Raw genomic sequence first — 15,105 nt, 5'->3', positions numbered from 1 at the left:
GGAGGGGGTAAGCCCCCCTCCTAGCGCTCTTAGCGGACGACGCTTTCGAAGCGACTTACGCCCGGCAATTCCAGCACCAGTTCATCGCCTGCATTCAACGGGCCTACGCCGGCCGGGGTGCCGGTGAGGATCACATCCCCCGCCTGCAGCGAGAAGCAGCCGGCCATGTACTGGATCATCGGAACGATAGGGTTGAGCATCTGCGCGCTGTTACCGTCCTGGCGCAGTTCGCCATTGATGGTCAGGCGAATGCCGATGTCGGTCAGGTCCGGGAAGGTGCTGCCGACCACGAAGGGTGCAATCACCGCCGCGCCGTCGAACGACTTGGCGATTTCCCACGGCAGCCCCTTGGCTTTCAGTTCGGCCTGTTTGTCGCGCAGGGTCAGATCCAAAGCTGGGGCGAAGCCGGAAATGGCATCCAGCACTTCTTCACGGCTGGGCTTGGCCGACAATGGTTTGCCGATCAACACCGCGATTTCCGCCTCGTAGTGCACCGAACCACGTTCTGCGGGAATAGCGAAACCGCCTTCCAACGGCACCACGCAACTGCCCGGCTTGATGAACAGCAAAGGTTCGGTCGGCACCGGGTTATCCAGTTCCTTGGCATGTTCGGCGTAATTGCGCCCAATACACACCACTTTCCCCACAGGAAAGTGGATATTGGTGCCGTCGACATACTTGTGCTGGTAGCTCATGAAACGACTCCTTCAGGGGCGGTTTAAACAGCGAAGATCTTGCCGGGGTTCATGATCCCGTTCGGGTCGAACACCGCTTTGACGGCTTTCATGTATTCGATTTCAACTGGCGAACGGCTGTAGGTCAGGTAGTCGCGTTTGGTCATACCCACGCCGTGCTCGGCGGAGATCGAACCGTTGTATTTCTCGACGGTTTCAAAGACCCACTTGTTGACGGTGGCGCACTTGGCGAAGAACTCATCCTTGCTCAGATTTTCCGGCTTGAGGATGTTCAGGTGCAGGTTGCCGTCACCAATGTGACCGAACCAGACGATCTCGAAGTCCGGGTAGTGTTCACCGACGATCGCGTCGATTTCCTTCAAGAACGCCGGCACTTTGCTGACGGTCACCGAAATATCGTTCTTGTAAGGCGTCCAGTGGGAAATGGTCTCGGAGATGTACTCGCGCAGTTTCCACAGGTTGTGCAATTGGGTTTCGCTTTGGCTCATCACGCCGTCCAGCACCCAGCCCTGCTCGACGCAGTGCTCGAAGGTTTCCAGGGCATGGTTGGCGACTTCTTCGGTGGTGGCTTCGAATTCCAGCAGCGCGTAGAACGGGCACTCGGTTTCGAACGGCGCCGGCACGTCGCCACGGCCGAGGACTTTGGCCAGGGCCTTGTCGGAGAAGAATTCGAAAGCAGTCAGGTCCAACTTGCCCTGGAAGGCATGCAGCACCGGCATGATCGAGTCGAAATCGGTGGTGCCCAGCACCATGGCGGTGAGGTTCTTCGGTGCACGGTCCAGGCGCATGGTGGCTTCGACCACAAAGCCCAGGGTGCCTTCGGCGCCGATAAACAGCTGGCGCATGTCATAGCCGGTGGCGTTCTTGATCAGGTCGCGGTTCAGCTCCAGCACGTCGCCCTTGCCGGTGACGACTTTGATGCCGGCCACCCAGTTACGGGTCATACCATAGCGAATGACCTTGATCCCGCCGGCATTGGTGCCGATATTGCCGCCAATCTGACTGGAACCGGAGGATGCAAAGTCCACGGGGTAGTACAGGCCGTTTTCTTCGGCGACGTTCTGCAACTGCTTGGTGACCACGCCCGGCTGGCACACGGCGGTGCGGTCGGTGAGGTTTACGTCGAGGATCTGGTTCATATAGTCGAAAGACACCACCACTTCGCCATTAGCCGCAACGGCTGCGGCCGACAGCCCCGTACGCCCGCCGGACGGCACCAGCGCCACCTTGCGCTCATTGGCCCAACGCACAACCGCCTGCACCTGCTCGATGGTCTTGGGAAACACGATGGCGGTCGGCGCGGGAGCGAAGTGCTTGGTCCAATCCTTGCCGTAAGCCTCCAGGGAGTCGGCGTCGGTCAGCACTTTGCCGGGCTCAACCAGGGTCTTTAGCTCATCAATCAGGGCAGGATGGGTCATCGACAGAACTCTCGAACAATTCATGGTCATCCTGAGAACGCTTCACGTCGCAGGATAGGTGTTTAGCGGGGCGCATATGCTAGCATACCGCCCCCGCAGGACAGAGCCCAAGGGCGTTTCTGCGGTGACGGCTTTCCTGCCGTCCGGGTCAGCTTAAGTGATCCGACTCCCTGCCATTTTTCTCCGGGATACAGGTTTACGCAGATGAGCAAGACTTCTCTCGATAAGAGCAAGATCAAGTTCCTTCTTCTGGAAGGCGTCCACCCATCGGCTGTCGACGTTCTGAAAGCCGCCGGGTACACCAGCATTGAGTACATCACCAGTTCTCTGCCGGAAGCCCAGCTCAAGGAAAAGATCGCCGACGCGCACTTTATCGGCATTCGCTCACGCACTCAGTTGACCGAAGAGATCTTCGATCACGCCAAGAAACTCGTGGCGGTCGGCTGTTTCTGCATCGGCACCAACCAGGTCGACCTCAACGCCGCACGCGAGCGCGGTATTGCGGTGTTCAACGCACCGTACTCCAACACCCGTTCCGTGGCGGAGCTGGTGTTGGCCGAGGCGATCCTGTTGCTGCGCGGCATCCCGGAGAAGAACGCTTCCTGCCACCGTGGCGGCTGGATCAAAAGCGCGGCCAATTCCTTCGAAATCCGTGGCAAAAAGCTGGGCATCGTCGGTTACGGTTCGATCGGCACGCAGTTGTCGGTGCTGGCTGAAGGCCTGGGCATGCAGGTGTTCTTCTATGACACCCTGACCAAGCTGCCGCTGGGCAACGCCACTCAGGTGTCGAGCCTGACCGAGTTGCTGGGCATGTCCGACATCGTGACCCTGCACGTTCCGGAAACCGCTGAGACCCAGTGGATGATCGGCGAGAAGGAAATCCGCGCCATTAAGAAAGGCGGCATCCTGATCAACGCCGCGCGCGGCACCGTGGTCGAGCTGGACGCCCTGGCCGACGCGATCAAGGACAAGCACCTGATCGGCGCCGCCATCGACGTATTCCCGGTAGAACCTCGCTCCAACGACGACATCTTCGAAAGCCCGCTGCGTGGCCTGGACAACGTGATCCTCACCCCGCACATCGGCGGTTCCACCGCTGAAGCCCAGGCCAACATCGGCCTGGAAGTGGCCGAGAAGCTGGTCAAGTACAGCGACAACGGTACGTCGGTCTCGTCCGTCAACTTCCCGGAAGTGGCCCTGCCGGCTCACCCTGGCAAGCACCGCCTGTTGCACATCCACCAGAACATTCCGGGTGTGATGAGCGAGATCAACAAGGTTTTCGCGGAAAACGGCATCAACATCTCCGGTCAGTTCCTGCAGACCAACGAGAAAGTCGGCTACGTGGTAATCGATGTCGACGCCGAGTACTCGGACCTGGCGCAAGAGAAGCTGCAGCACATCAACGGCACTATCCGTAGCCGCGTGTTGTTCTAAGGCTTTAACCGCTGCACAAAAAATGGGAGACCCGCAGGGGTCTCCCATTTTTTTGTCCGTAGAACGCTTACTTAACGTTAACGGTGATGACTTTCGAGGCGACCGTTGGCTCGAACTGGCGATGCACGTTGTCGCCCGCCACCAGTTGCAAGGTGTGCTTGCCTGGGGTCAGGGTGAGTTCGGTTTCGGTTTGCGCCTTGCCGAAGTGGATCGAGGTGGCGGTGGCCGGGATCGCCTCGTCGGCTTTAAGCGCCGTCACGTCCTGATCGACCAGCAGGTGATGGTGGCCGGCGTTAGGCACTTGCTTATCGATAGGTTCCAGGTCCAGGTGCTTGACGCCGAATTTGACCTTGAAGGTTTTGTCGACGGTCGCGCCATCCTTCGGCGAGACGATAAACACTTCGGCACCTTCAGGCGCCGGCGTACGTGGAAGGTCGGCGGCGCTGGCCAACATCGAGGCACCCAGCAACAGGCTGGCAATCGTTGCACGGGACAAAAGGGCTTTCATTCGCTTCTCCAGTTTTTCTGTGAAATCTGTAGGTTTATGACAACTTCGCGGCAAATTGCTGTCCAAGGCACTCAACACCATAGCAAAGCGATGCTGAACGGCGCCTCGCACATTCGAATTCTCTAGGAGTGACCATGCGCTTTTCGCCTGGCCTGTTACTGCTGCTTCCTCTTCTGAGCCCTTTGGCCCATGCCGAACTGGTCGACGATGTGAACGATCGCGGCGAACTGCGCATCGCCCTTGAAGCCACTCACCCGCCGTTCAACTTCAAGGAGGGCGACAAGCTCACCGGCTTTGAAGTGGAGCTGGGCGAGCAACTGGCCAAGGAAATGGATGTGCGCCCGTCCTTCATCACCACCGATGACACTGACTTGCTGCAAGGGGTGGAAAGCGGCAAATACGACGTGGCCATCAACCATATCGCTATGACTGCCGAGCTGCGTGATCGGTTCGATTTCAGCGAGAGCTATAACCAGGCGCCTGACCTGGCGATCCCGTTCCAGAAGGGCAATCCGGCGTTCAAGGCCAGCCTGGACAAAGCCTTGGAGCGGGTGAAGGCGGATGGGCGGTTGAAGGCGCTGTCCCACAAGTGGCTTGAAAGCGACGCCCAGTAACGCCAACGCGCTGGCAGCCCTCTCCCGCCTTTTTGATTAGGTCGGGATTGAAAGCTGAGCCAGCGCGGCGGCAGCCTCGGGCAACTCCAGCTCGCTGAACACCTGCACGCCATGGCGCTTGAGTAGCGCCGCCGTGACCCCTTCGCCGCTGACTTTGACGCCTGTGAACGTACCGTCATAGGTGAGCAGATTGCCGCAGGAGGGGCTATTGGCCTTGAGCACAGCGATACGGATGCCGTAGCGCTGCACCAGCGCCAACGCCTGGCGCGCGCCGTCGAGGAACGCGGCGCTGAAGTCTTCGCCCGCGGCGGTGAGCACCTGGGCCCGGCCTTCCCACACATCGATGCCCTGCCCGCCCGGAATCTCCGCAGACGGGCGCGGCGTCGGCAAGCCGCCCGCGACTTCCGGGCAAACCGCCACTACCCGCCCTTCTGCCTGCCAAGCCGCCAATTGGTCGAACGGCCCACTGGCCCCACCGTCGTAGCGTACCTTATGCCCGAGCAGGCAACGGCTGATCAATATCTTGTGCATGCTCAGAACGGCTCGTTGCCCCGGCGACGGAACCAGCCGGTCAGGGACAGCCGTTCGCGCGTGGCGGGCATGACTTCGTGGGGGATGACGCCGGACAGGAACACCACCAGACAACCGCCGACAGGGGTCACGTCGTATTCGATGTCGTCCTTGAGGTACATGCGCAACTGGCCGCCGTGTTCGGGCAGCCAGGCGTCATTCAGGTAGATCACCGCCGAGACCATGCGCCGGTCATCATCGCGAAAGCGGTCCAGATGCTTGAGGTAAAACGCCCCTGGCGGGTACATGGCGAAATGGCTTTCGAAATCTTCCAGGCCGAGGAACAGCCCCCGGTTCATGGCCAGGCGCAGGCTATCCATCACCGCCATGTAGGTGTCGCAGACGGCGGCGTCACCCTCCTCCAGCCATTGGATACGGTCGCCGCGAATACCCTCGCGGATCTCCTGGGCCGGGCCGCGCCCTACCGCCGCGGGCGCCAATTCACCTTCGGCGGCACGTTTACGGCACTCAGCCGCCAGTTCCAGGGTCAGAGCCTGGGGCAGGAAGCCGTTCTGCTGCGACCAACCTTTCTCGACCAGGTCGTCGACAATACGTTGCAGCAGGGGATGATCGAAGGGTATTTGCATGGCGCGCATAGTATCCATACGCCTGTGAATCCGACAGAGCCGCCGAGCGTCTGAACACAGATTAGTTCATGTGACTGACAGGATTTCTCGACAAATCCTACGCCCCACACGGACAATAGTGGCCGACTGACAGGAGTCCATATGCGTCGTTTGTTTTTTTCCTTGCTGATGTTCTGCGTTTTGCCCGCCTGGGCAGACGGCCATGACCAGTTGTACAAGGTTGCCGGCTGGGCCGAACAACGTGCGCATTTCACCGATGCCCTCGCGGCGGCCCAACAGCGCTACCGCAATAGCCTGCCGCCGGCGGTGTATCAGGCACTGGTGGACAACAGCAACCAACGCTTCGCCGCCCAGGCCATGGATCAGCGCGCCAAAGCGCAGTTGCGCAAGCACTTGGCGGACCCGGCACCGGCGCTGGCGTTCTTTCAGTCACCCTTGGGGCGCAAGATCGTCGCCGCCGAATTACTCGCTACCCGCCGCGATCAATTGGCCAAAAACGCCCAGGGCCTGCCGAAGATCCAGGCCGACGCCACCCGCAGCCTGATCATCGGCCACCTGGCCCAAGCCCTGCCCGCCCGTGAGGCCGGCGCAGAGGTCAGCCTGGCGATTGCCGGCGTGGCGGCCGACAGCCTCAGCCAGATGATCCCTGGCCTGCTGGGCGGCGGTCAGGCCCAGGGCATGTTGAATGGCCAACGTGAGCGCTTGATGCAGCAGATCGGTAATGACCTGAACAACACGTTGCTGTACGTCTATCGCGATTTGTCCGACCCGGAGCTGGAAGAATTCGCCACGTTCGCCGAGTCGCCGGAGGGTAAGGCGTATTACCAGGCGGCGCTGGCGGCGATTCGCGCAGGCCTGGCAGTCGGCCAGAGCACCTCAAGCCTGACGCAGTAGAAATGTGGGAGGGGCTTGCCCCCTCCCCCACTTGCACCGCGTTATTTCAGATGGTCCGTCAAATACCGGAAGTACTCTTCGCGAATCTCTGGAATCTCATTGGCCAGGTGATGCCGTCCACGGGGCAGCATCAGCACCTCGGGCCGGTCGAACTTGCCGCGCAGCACGTGCAGGTTGTGCTGCCAGTCCACCGTCATGTCTTCCTCCCCCTGCACGATCACCGGCCGCCGCGTGCTGCGCGGGGCGGCCTCGATGCGTTTGATCCAGCGCGCCAGGGCGCCCACCCAGGCGGTGGGTAGTTGCCGCGGCTGCAGCGGATCGGCTTCCAGGAACGGCCGAAAGGCCGGGTCGTTGGAGTTGTCGCTGAACCGCCGCGCAATACCTTTGACGAATGGCCTCAGCAGGTAATAGCTGACCTGGGACCAGCCCCACGCGCGCGGACGCACCAGCGGTGACAGCAGCAGCACTTTGCCTTGCGCCGGGCTCTCGGCGCCGTGGTGCAGCAGATGATCCACCACGATCGCGCCGCCGGTGCTTTGCCCGAACAGGTGCCAAGGCTTGGGCAGCTGCAGTGTCTCGGCCTGGGCGAACAGGGCTTGAACCACATCTTGGTATACCGCGAAATCATCGATGCTGGCGCGCGCGCCACTGGACAAGCCATGCCCCGGCAAATCGCAGGCGATCACGACGAAGCCCTGGTCCAGTGCCCAGTCCACTACGTTGCGGTACAGCCCCATGTGGTCGTAGAAGCCGTGAAACAAAAACATCGTCGCCACCGGCACCGGCGGCCACCACACCTGCGCCACCACGTCGAAACCGTCCACCTCAAAGCGCCCCAGGCGACTCACCGCCGGCACTTTGCGCGCGGGCAGGTCCAGCCCGTAAAAACGCTGGTAGACCCGCGCCTCGGCGCTGAGCGGTTGCGCATCCGACAAGGGGCGCAAGCTGTCGCGCAGATGATCCGGGTCAAAGGTGACGGGCATAAAGGGTTTCCAGGCTCACAATATCGAGCTGCGATATTCATCTGTCAGGGCAGGCATGGCAAGCTACGCGACCTGCGAGGATAGATCCGAATGCGACAGACCCACCGTACCGCCCTGTTCGCCAGCCTGATCCTGATTATCTGCACCGGCGTGCTGTGGACGGCGTATGACTGGTTTCAGGGCCGCTATCTGCGCGCTTTCAGCGAGCACACGGCGGTTTTTTCCGGCGATGCGCTGCAACTGCCCGCCGAACTCAGCGGCCCAGGCCCGATCCGCCTGGTGCATTTCTGGGACCCGGCGTGCCCGTGCAATGTGATCAACCAGCAACATCTGGGCGAGCTGATCGAGCAGTACGCGTCCAAAGGCGTTGAGTTCTACGCCCTGCAAAAAGCCGGCAGCCATGGCCAATTACCGGACAACCTGCGCCAGATGAAAATCCTCACTGCCCTGCCCGGTGCCGACCAGGTGCCGGCCAGCCCCGCCGTGGGCATCTGGGACCGCAGCGGCAAGCTCGCGTATTTCGGGCCCTACAGCGAGGGCCTGACGTGCAACGCCAACAACAGTTTTATCGAGCCGATCCTGCAAGCGCTCGACGCCGGGCGCGAGGTGAATGCCACGCACACCCTGGCGGTGGGCTGCTATTGTTCGTGGTCAACCGGGCCGTAGGCCGCCACCCCATTCTTGGTAAGGACTCTTCATGAAGCGCGTCTTGCAGGCTCTCGCGGCTGTAGTGGTGCTGCTCGCTCTCGGCGCCGGTTGGTATGTGTACAGCAAACAACCCACGCGCCAGGGCACGGTGACACTGGCCCATCTGCAAGGCTCGGTCACCGTGCGCTATGACGACCGTGGCGTGCCGCATATCCGTGCCGAGAACGAAACCGATCTGTATCGCGCCCTGGGCTATGTGCACGCCCAGGACCGGCTGTTTCAGATGGAGATCATGCGCCGCCTGGCCCGTGGCGAACTCGCCGAAGTGCTGGGCCCCAAGGTGGTCGACACCGACAAACTGTTCCGCAGCCTGCGCATCCGCGACCGCGCCGCGACCTATGTGGCGCAGCTGGATCATGCATCGGCGCACTGGAAGGCGCTGCAAGCCTATCTGGATGGAATCAACCAGTATCAGGACAGCCACGCCAGCCCGATGGAGTTCGACGTGCTGGGCATCCCCAAGCGGCCCTTCACGGCTGAAGACACCATCAGCGTGGCCGGGTATATGGCCTACAGCTTTGCTGCCGCGTTTCGTACCGAACCATTGCTGACTTACATCCGCGATCAATTGGGCAGCGACTACCTGAAGGTTTTCGACCTCGACTGGCAACCCAAGGGCGCCCTTAACCTGGCCGCCAGCGACTGGCAATCCCTCGGCGCCCTCGCCGCTCTGAGCGACCAGGCCCTGGCCGGCAACGGCCTGCCGCAGTTCGAGGGCAGCAACGCCTGGGCCATCAGCGGCAGCCGTACCCGCAGCGGCAAACCGTTGCTGGCGGGCGACCCGCATATCCGTTTTTCCGTGCCGTCGGTGTGGTACGAGGCGCAACTGTCGGCGCCGGGTTTTGAGTTGTACGGCTATCACAATGCATTGGTGCCGATGGCATTCTTGGGGCATAACCTGGATTTCGGGTGGAGCCTGACCATGTTCCAGAACGACGACCTCGACCTGATCGCCGAGAAGGTCAACCCGGACAATCCCAATCAGGTCTGGTATCAGGGTCAGTGGGTCGACCTGACCCGCAGCGAACAACAGATCGCGGTCAAGGGCCAGGCACCGGTCACCCTCACCCTGCGCCAGTCGCCCCATGGGCCGATCATCAATGACGTGCTTGGCGAGACGGCAGGCAACACCCCCATCGCGATGTGGTGGGCCTTTCTCGACACTCAGAACCCGATCCTTGAAGGCTTTTACCAGCTCAACCGCGCCGATACGCTGGCCAAAGCCCGCGCCGCTGCGGCCAAGGTCTCGGCACCCGGCTTGAATATCGTGTGGGCCAATGCCAAGGGCGATATCGGCTGGTGGGCGGCGGCGCAGTTACCGATTCGTGCGGCAGGCGTGAACCCAGGGTTTATCCTCGACGGCAGTACCACCCAGGCCGACAAACTTGGCTTCTACCCCTTCAGCGCCAACCCTCAGGAAGAAAACCCGGCGCGCGGCTATGTGGTCTCTGCCAACGCCCAGCCAGCGTCGCCTACGGGCATGGAAATCCCCGGTTATTACAACCTGGCCGACCGTGGCCAGCAGTTGAACGCCCAGTTGAGCGACGCCCGAGTGAAGTGGGACGTGACCAACAGCCAAGCCTTGCAACTGGGCACCACCACCGCGTTCGGCCCACGCCTGCTGGCACCGCTGCTGCCAGTGCTGCGTGAGGTGGTCAAGGACCCGGCGCAACTTAAGCTGGTGGATCAACTGGCCAACTGGAAAGGCGACTACCCGCTGGATTCCATCAGCGCCACGCTGTTCAACCAGTTCCTGTTCAACCTCGCCGATGCGGCCTTCCACCCCAAACTCGGCGACGCGATGTTCAAGACCCTGATCAGCACCCGCGTGATCGACGCTGCCTTGCCACGCCTGGCAGCCGCTGCGGACTCGCCCTGGTGGGGCGGCAAACGCACCGACACCGTCAAGCTCGCCTGGGACAGCAGCCTCGCCCACCTCAAGGCCACCCTCGGCGACGACCCGAACCAGTGGCAATGGGGCAAGGCGCATACGTTGACCCACGGTCATCCGCTGGGCATGCAGAAGCCACTGGATAGGGTATTCAACGTCGGCCCGTTCCCCGCACCGGGCACCCATGAAGTGCCGAATAACCAATCCGCTGCCATCGGCCCGGCGCCCTGGCCAGTGACGTACGGCCCATCCACCCGCCGCCTGATCGACTTCGCCGATGTAGCCCACGCCCTGACCATCAATCCCGTGGGGCAAAGCGGCGTGCCGTTCGACAAGCATTACGGCGACCAGGCCGAGACCTATATCGAAGGGGGCTATGAGCAGGCGCATTTGAGCGATGAAGAAGTCACGGCCAATACCCGCGGCACGCTGAAGCTATTGCCCGCTCGATAACGGCCTGTAGCGCGGGCAAAAAAGTGGGAGGGTGCTTGCCCCCGATAGCAGTGGGTCAGTCACTGCATCTGTTGACTGATTCACCGCTATCGGGGGCAAGCCCCCTCCCACATTTGGATCGCGTAGATCTTTAGACCGGTGCTGGCGCGCGGCGCTTGTCCGGTTGCTGCCAGCCGTCGGCGGCGGCCTCTTCGATGGCTTGCTGGATGGCTTTCTTGCGCATCTCTTCGGCACGCCGGCTGAAGAACCACACCAGGAAGGTCACCAGCGACACCGCCAGCAGAATCAGGCTGGCCACGGCGTTGATCTCGGGCTTAACCCCCAGACGTACGGCCGAGAACACTTCCATCGGCAGGGTCGTGGAGCCTGGGCCCGACACGAAGCTGGCGAGTACCAGGTCATCCAGGGACAACGCGAACGACATCATGCCGCCCGCCGCCAATGACGGCGCGATCATCGGGATGGTGATCAGGAAGAACACCTTCCACGGCCGCGCGCCCAGGTCCATCGCCGCTTCTTCGATCGACAGGTCCAGCTCACGCAAGCGCGCCGACACCACCACCGCCACATACGCGGCACAGAACGTGGTGTGGGCGATCCAGATGGTGACGATGCCACGCTCCTGGGGCCAGCCGATCATCTGCGCCATGGCCACGAACAGCAGCAACAGCGACAGACCGGTGATCACTTCCGGCATCACCAGTGGCGCGGTCACGAGGCCGCCGAACAGCGTGCGGCCCTTGAAGTGACTGATGCGCGTAAGCACAAAGGCCGCCAGGGTGCCCAGCGCCACCGCAGCGATTGCGGTGTAGCAGGCGATTTCCAGGGAGCGGGCCACCGAGCCCATCAATTGGGTGTTATCCAACAGGCCCACGTACCACTTGATCGACCAACCGCCCCACACCGTCACCAGTTTGGATTCGTTGAACGAGTAGATCACCAGAATCAGCATCGGCAGGTAGATGAACAGCAACCCCGCCACCAGCATGAAGCTTGAGAAACTGAAGCGCTTCATATCTTGCCCTCCATCTCTTTGGCTTGGCTGCGGTTGAACAGGATGATCGGCACGATCAGGATCGCCAGCATCACCACCGCCAGTGCAGAGGCCACCGGCCAGTCACGGTTATTGAAGAATTCCTGCCACAACACTTTACCGATCATCAGGGTTTCCGGGCCGCCCAGCAGTTCAGGGATCACGAACTCGCCCACCACCGGAATGAAGACCAGCATGCAGCCAGCGATGATGCCGTTCTTGGACAGCGGCACGGTGATCTTCCAGAAGCTGTTGAAGGTGCTCGAACCCAGATCAGACGCGGCTTCCAGCAGGCTCTGATCGTGCTTCACCAGGTTGGCGTACAGCGGCAGGATCATGAACGGCAGGTAGGAATAGACCACGCCGATGTACACCGCGATGTTGGTGTTGAGGATCTGCAACGGTTCGCTGATCAGCCCGATGGACATCAGGAATCCGTTGAGCAAGCCGTTGTTGCTGAGGATGCCCATCCACGCATACACGCGGATCAGGATCGCGGTCCAGGTCGGCATCATGATCAGCAGCACCAGCACGGTCTGCATCTCTTTGCGCGCGCTGGCGATGGCGTAGGCCATCGGGTAACCGATCAGCAGGCACAGCAGCGTGCTGAAGAACGCCATTTTCAGCGAGCCCAGGTACGCGGCGATGTACAACTCGTCGTCGCCAAGCATCGCGTAGTTGGCCAGGTTGAGCACCAACTGCAGCTTCTGCTCAACGAAGGTGTAGATCTCGGTGTACGGAGGGATCGCTACATCGGCTTCGGCAAAGCTGATTTTCAGCACGATGAAAAACGGCAGGGCGAAGAACAGGAACAGCCACAGGAATGGAATCCCGATGACCACCTGCTTGCCGCTGGGGACGATGCGGAGCAAGCGCCGCTTGAGCTTCTTCATGTTCATGAGCGAAGTACCACGCCGCTGTCGTCTTCCCACCAGACGTAAACCTGATCACCCCAGGTGGGGCGCTGGCCACGGCGCTCGGCGTTGGCCACGAAGGACTGCACCAGCTTGCCGCTCGGCAGCTCCACGTAGAACACCGAGTGGCCGCCCAGGTAGGCGATGTCGTGGACCTTGCCGCTGGACCAGTTGTGTTCGCAGGTCGGCATTTCGGTGGTGACCAGCAGTTTTTCCGGGCGGATGGCGTAGGTCACCGACTTGTCTTCCACCGAGGTGGCAATGCCGTAGCCTACGTAAATGTCGCGGTCCAGATCAGCGCACTTGAGCACCGCGTGGCCTTCGGCGTCGTCCACCACTTGGGTGTCGAAGATGTTGACGTTGCCGATGAACTCGCACACCAGGCGGCTGGTGGGGGTTTCATAGATATCGATCGGGCTGCCGATCTGGGCGATCCAGCCCAGGTGCATGATTGCGATGCGCTCGGCCATGGTCATGGCCTCTTCCTGGTCGTGGGTCACCATCACGCAGGTCACGCCGACGCGTTCGATGATTTCCACCAGCTCCAGTTGCATCTGCGAACGCAGTTTTTTGTCCAGGGCGCCCATAGGCTCATCGAGCAGCAACAGCTTCGGGCGCTTGGCCAAGGAGCGGGCCAGGGCCACGCGCTGGCGTTGGCCGCCGGACAACTGATGCGGCTTGCGCTTGGCGTACTGGCTCATCTGCACCAGCTTGAGCATCTCGGCCACGCGGGCGTCGATCTCGGCCTTGGGAATCTTGTCCTGTTGCAGACCGAAGGCGATGTTCTGCGCCACGGTCATGTGCGGGAACAGCGCATAGGACTGGAACATCATGTTGATCGGCCGCTCATAGGGCGGCATATCGGTGATGTCCACACCGTCGAGGTAGATGCGGCCTTCCGTTGGCCGTTCGAAGCCCGCGAGCATGCGCAGCAAGGTGGATTTGCCCGAACCCGAACCGCCGAGCAAGGCGAAGATCTCGCCTTTCTTGATTTCCAGGGACACATCGTCCACGGCAATCGTCTCGTCGAACTTCTTCGTGACCCGGTCGATTTTGACCAGCACCTTTTTCGGTGTCTGGTCGCCCTCGAGGGCTTTCTTATAGGCGCCGGAGGCAACTGCCATTTACGAAACTCCCAAAAAAATAGACTGCGGTTCACCCGAGGCGGGCGAACCCAGGAAAGTTGTGCCTTATTTGCCCGTCTTGACCTTGGTCCAGCTACGGGTCATTAAACGCTGCACCTTCGGGGGTAGCTCGAAGTTGACGAATGTCCGGTCGAGAACCGCCTGCGGTGGGTAAACCGCTTCGTCGGTGCGTATCGATTGCTCCATCAGCTTGTCCGCCCCTGGGTTAGGGTTGGCGTAACCGACGACGTCGCTGACCTGGGCGATGACCTCAGGTTGCAGCAAATAGTTGATGAAGGCATGGGCCTCCTTGACGTTGGTGGCGTCCTTAGGGATGGCCAGCACGTCGAACCACAGGTTGCCGCCTTCTTTCGGAATGACGTAGGCGATGTTCACGCCTTTGCCCGCCTCGCTTGCGCGAGCCTTGGCCTGGAACACATCGCCAGAGAACCCGGCGGCCACGCAGATATTGCCGTTGGCCAGGTCAGAGATGTATTTGGATGAGTGGAAGTAGGTCACGTAGGGCCGCACTTTCAGCAGCTTTGCTTCGGCCTTTTTGTAGTCTTCCGGGTTGGTGCTGTTGGGGTTCAGGCCCATGTAGTTGAGCACCGCGGGCAGCATTTCATCCGCCGAATCCATGAACGACACACCACAGGTGGCCAGTTTTTTCATGTTTTCCGGTTCGAACAGTACGGCCCAGGAGTCGATATGGTCGACGCCCAGCACTTCTTTGACTTTGTCGACGTTATAGCCGATGCCATTGGTGCCCCACAGGTACGGCACGGCGTACTGGTTGCCCGGGTCGTTCTTTTCCAGGCGCTTGAGCAGTGCCGGGTCGAGGTTGGCGTAATTGGTCAGCAACGATTTATCGAGCTTCTGGAACGCCCCGGCCTTGATCTGCTTGCCGAGGAAGTGATTGGACGGCACCACCACGTCGTAGCCGGTGTGCCCGGCCAGCAATTTGCCTTCCAGGGTTTCATTGGAGTCGAACACGTCGTACACAGGCTTGATGCCGCTCGCCTTCTCGAAGTCGGCCAGGGTGTCGGTGCCGATGTAATCCGACCAGTTATAAATATGCACGGTCGGTGCAGCCTGCACGCTGATAGCCAGCGTGATACCTGCACTCAGCAGCATGGCTTTGCGAAATAAAGAAATTGGCAAGTGGAGGTCCTCTTAAATAGTTGGGCCCAAAGTTGTTGCCCGGCAACAAAACCGGCGCGCAACTTACCCTCGATAAACCGATCCGGCAAAACTTTCTGTCATTTAATTAATGTGTGGG

The 15,105-nt window shown here is 60.9% G+C and carries 15 protein-coding genes; 5 read left to right on the top strand and 10 right to left on the bottom strand.

Going from position 1 to position 15,105, the window contains the following annotated elements; genetic code table 11:
• Positions 1-29 precede the first annotated feature (29 nt).
• Both ACFZPT_RS02230 and ACFZPT_RS02225 read right to left on the bottom strand, forming a co-directional pair.
• A complete protein-coding gene (locus ACFZPT_RS02230) occupies positions 30-695 on the bottom strand; it encodes a fumarylacetoacetate hydrolase family protein (protein WP_034101337.1) in 666 nt (221 codons plus the stop codon).
• A 23-nt stretch (positions 696-718) separates the two neighbouring features.
• Complete coding sequence (locus tag ACFZPT_RS02225) at positions 719-2,113, bottom strand: FAD-binding oxidoreductase (RefSeq protein WP_034101339.1); 1,395 nt, start codon at positions 2,111-2,113, stop codon at positions 719-721.
• A gap of 204 nt (positions 2,114-2,317) precedes the next feature.
• Between ACFZPT_RS02225 and serA the strand changes: the two genes are divergently transcribed.
• Positions 2,318-3,547, top strand: coding sequence for a phosphoglycerate dehydrogenase (serA, locus tag ACFZPT_RS02220; protein WP_034101340.1), 1,230 nt, complete (start codon positions 2,318-2,320; stop codon positions 3,545-3,547).
• Positions 3,548-3,614: 67 nt separating this feature from the next.
• Here the strand turns inward: serA and ACFZPT_RS02215 are convergent, their stop codons facing one another.
• Entirely contained in the window at positions 3,615-4,055 is a 441-nt protein-coding gene (locus ACFZPT_RS02215; protein ID WP_034101341.1) for a DUF4399 domain-containing protein, read from the bottom strand.
• Between the two features lie 134 nt (positions 4,056-4,189).
• Between ACFZPT_RS02215 and ACFZPT_RS02210 the strand changes: the two genes are divergently transcribed.
• Positions 4,190-4,669, top strand: coding sequence for a transporter substrate-binding domain-containing protein (locus tag ACFZPT_RS02210; protein ID WP_034115402.1), 480 nt, complete (start codon positions 4,190-4,192; stop codon positions 4,667-4,669).
• A 36-nt stretch (positions 4,670-4,705) separates the two neighbouring features.
• On the opposite strand, the gene ACFZPT_RS02205 is transcribed toward ACFZPT_RS02210, so the two are convergent.
• A complete protein-coding gene (locus ACFZPT_RS02205) occupies positions 4,706-5,200 on the bottom strand; it encodes a DUF523 domain-containing protein (RefSeq protein WP_034115403.1) in 495 nt (164 codons plus the stop codon).
• Positions 5,201-5,202: 2 nt separating this feature from the next.
• Complete coding sequence (locus tag ACFZPT_RS02200; RefSeq protein ID WP_034115404.1) at positions 5,203-5,835, bottom strand: 2OG-Fe(II) oxygenase; 633 nt, start codon at positions 5,833-5,835, stop codon at positions 5,203-5,205.
• 132 nt (positions 5,836-5,967) lie between these two features.
• Between ACFZPT_RS02200 and ACFZPT_RS02195 the strand changes: the two genes are divergently transcribed.
• Complete coding sequence (locus ACFZPT_RS02195; RefSeq protein WP_034115405.1) at positions 5,968-6,720, top strand: DUF2059 domain-containing protein; 753 nt, start codon at positions 5,968-5,970, stop codon at positions 6,718-6,720.
• 41 nt (positions 6,721-6,761) lie between these two features.
• On the opposite strand, the gene ACFZPT_RS02190 is transcribed toward ACFZPT_RS02195, so the two are convergent.
• Positions 6,762-7,703, bottom strand: a complete 942-nt coding sequence (locus tag ACFZPT_RS02190) for an alpha/beta hydrolase (protein ID WP_047881738.1) — start codon at positions 7,701-7,703, stop codon at positions 6,762-6,764.
• A gap of 90 nt (positions 7,704-7,793) precedes the next feature.
• Between ACFZPT_RS02190 and ACFZPT_RS02185 the strand changes: the two genes are divergently transcribed.
• Together ACFZPT_RS02185 and ACFZPT_RS02180 are read left to right on the top strand one after the other, a co-directional pair.
• Positions 7,794-8,369 carry a DUF6436 domain-containing protein gene (locus ACFZPT_RS02185; protein WP_034101350.1) on the top strand — a complete coding sequence of 192 codons (576 nt, stop codon included), beginning with the start codon at positions 7,794-7,796 and terminating at the stop codon, positions 8,367-8,369.
• 31 nt (positions 8,370-8,400) lie between these two features.
• Positions 8,401-10,755 carry a penicillin acylase family protein gene (locus ACFZPT_RS02180; protein ID WP_034115407.1) on the top strand — a complete coding sequence of 785 codons (2,355 nt, stop codon included), beginning with the start codon at positions 8,401-8,403 and terminating at the stop codon, positions 10,753-10,755.
• 130 nt (positions 10,756-10,885) lie between these two features.
• Here ACFZPT_RS02180 and ACFZPT_RS02175 read toward each other — a convergent pair whose 3' ends face one another.
• The 4 genes from ACFZPT_RS02175 to ACFZPT_RS02160 form a co-directional block, all read right to left on the bottom strand.
• Positions 10,886-11,770, bottom strand: coding sequence for an ABC transporter permease subunit (locus ACFZPT_RS02175; protein ID WP_034101352.1), 885 nt, complete (start codon positions 11,768-11,770; stop codon positions 10,886-10,888).
• Positions 11,767-12,687, bottom strand: a complete 921-nt coding sequence (locus tag ACFZPT_RS02170) for an ABC transporter permease subunit (RefSeq protein WP_034101353.1) — start codon at positions 12,685-12,687, stop codon at positions 11,767-11,769. The genes ACFZPT_RS02175 and ACFZPT_RS02170 overlap by 4 nt, the downstream gene beginning before the upstream one ends.
• Positions 12,684-13,826, bottom strand: a complete 1,143-nt coding sequence (locus ACFZPT_RS02165) for an ABC transporter ATP-binding protein (RefSeq protein ID WP_034101355.1) — start codon at positions 13,824-13,826, stop codon at positions 12,684-12,686. The genes ACFZPT_RS02170 and ACFZPT_RS02165 overlap by 4 nt, the downstream gene beginning before the upstream one ends.
• A 66-nt stretch (positions 13,827-13,892) precedes the next feature.
• Positions 13,893-14,987: a polyamine ABC transporter substrate-binding protein gene (locus tag ACFZPT_RS02160; RefSeq protein WP_034101356.1), complete on the bottom strand. Its 1,095-nt coding sequence runs from the start codon at positions 14,985-14,987 to the stop codon at positions 13,893-13,895.
• Positions 14,988-15,105: the final 118 nt, after the last annotated feature.

It is taken from the genome of Pseudomonas sp. MD330_10, assembly GCF_042610415.1.
Classification (GTDB): domain Bacteria; phylum Pseudomonadota; class Gammaproteobacteria; order Pseudomonadales; family Pseudomonadaceae; genus Aquipseudomonas; species Aquipseudomonas rhodesiae.
The sequence above is the reverse complement of the archived record's forward strand: the minus strand, read 5'-3'. Positions and strand labels throughout refer to the sequence as shown.

Excerpts from the sequence above, each read along its gene's own strand:
- ACFZPT_RS02230 (WP_034101337.1), bottom strand. The coding sequence starts at position 695 with ATGAGCTACCAGCACAAGTATGTCGACGGCACCAATATCCACTTTCCT.
- ACFZPT_RS02225 (WP_034101339.1), bottom strand. The coding sequence starts at position 2,113 with ATGACCCATCCTGCCCTGATTGATGAGCTAAAGACCCTGGTTGAGCCC.
- serA (WP_034101340.1), top strand. The coding sequence starts at position 2,318 with ATGAGCAAGACTTCTCTCGATAAGAGCAAGATCAAGTTCCTTCTTCTG.
- ACFZPT_RS02215 (WP_034101341.1), bottom strand. The coding sequence starts at position 4,055 with ATGAAAGCCCTTTTGTCCCGTGCAACGATTGCCAGCCTGTTGCTGGGT.
- ACFZPT_RS02210 (WP_034115402.1), top strand. The coding sequence starts at position 4,190 with ATGCGCTTTTCGCCTGGCCTGTTACTGCTGCTTCCTCTTCTGAGCCCT.
- ACFZPT_RS02205 (WP_034115403.1), bottom strand. The coding sequence starts at position 5,200 with ATGCACAAGATATTGATCAGCCGTTGCCTGCTCGGGCATAAGGTACGC.
- ACFZPT_RS02200 (WP_034115404.1), bottom strand. The coding sequence starts at position 5,835 with ATGCGCGCCATGCAAATACCCTTCGATCATCCCCTGCTGCAACGTATT.
- ACFZPT_RS02195 (WP_034115405.1), top strand. The coding sequence starts at position 5,968 with ATGCGTCGTTTGTTTTTTTCCTTGCTGATGTTCTGCGTTTTGCCCGCC.
- ACFZPT_RS02190 (WP_047881738.1), bottom strand. The coding sequence starts at position 7,703 with ATGCCCGTCACCTTTGACCCGGATCATCTGCGCGACAGCTTGCGCCCC.
- ACFZPT_RS02185 (WP_034101350.1), top strand. The coding sequence starts at position 7,794 with ATGCGACAGACCCACCGTACCGCCCTGTTCGCCAGCCTGATCCTGATT.
- ACFZPT_RS02180 (WP_034115407.1), top strand. The coding sequence starts at position 8,401 with ATGAAGCGCGTCTTGCAGGCTCTCGCGGCTGTAGTGGTGCTGCTCGCT.
- ACFZPT_RS02175 (WP_034101352.1), bottom strand. The coding sequence starts at position 11,770 with ATGAAGCGCTTCAGTTTCTCAAGCTTCATGCTGGTGGCGGGGTTGCTG.
- ACFZPT_RS02170 (WP_034101353.1), bottom strand. The coding sequence starts at position 12,687 with ATGAACATGAAGAAGCTCAAGCGGCGCTTGCTCCGCATCGTCCCCAGC.
- ACFZPT_RS02165 (WP_034101355.1), bottom strand. The coding sequence starts at position 13,826 with ATGGCAGTTGCCTCCGGCGCCTATAAGAAAGCCCTCGAGGGCGACCAG.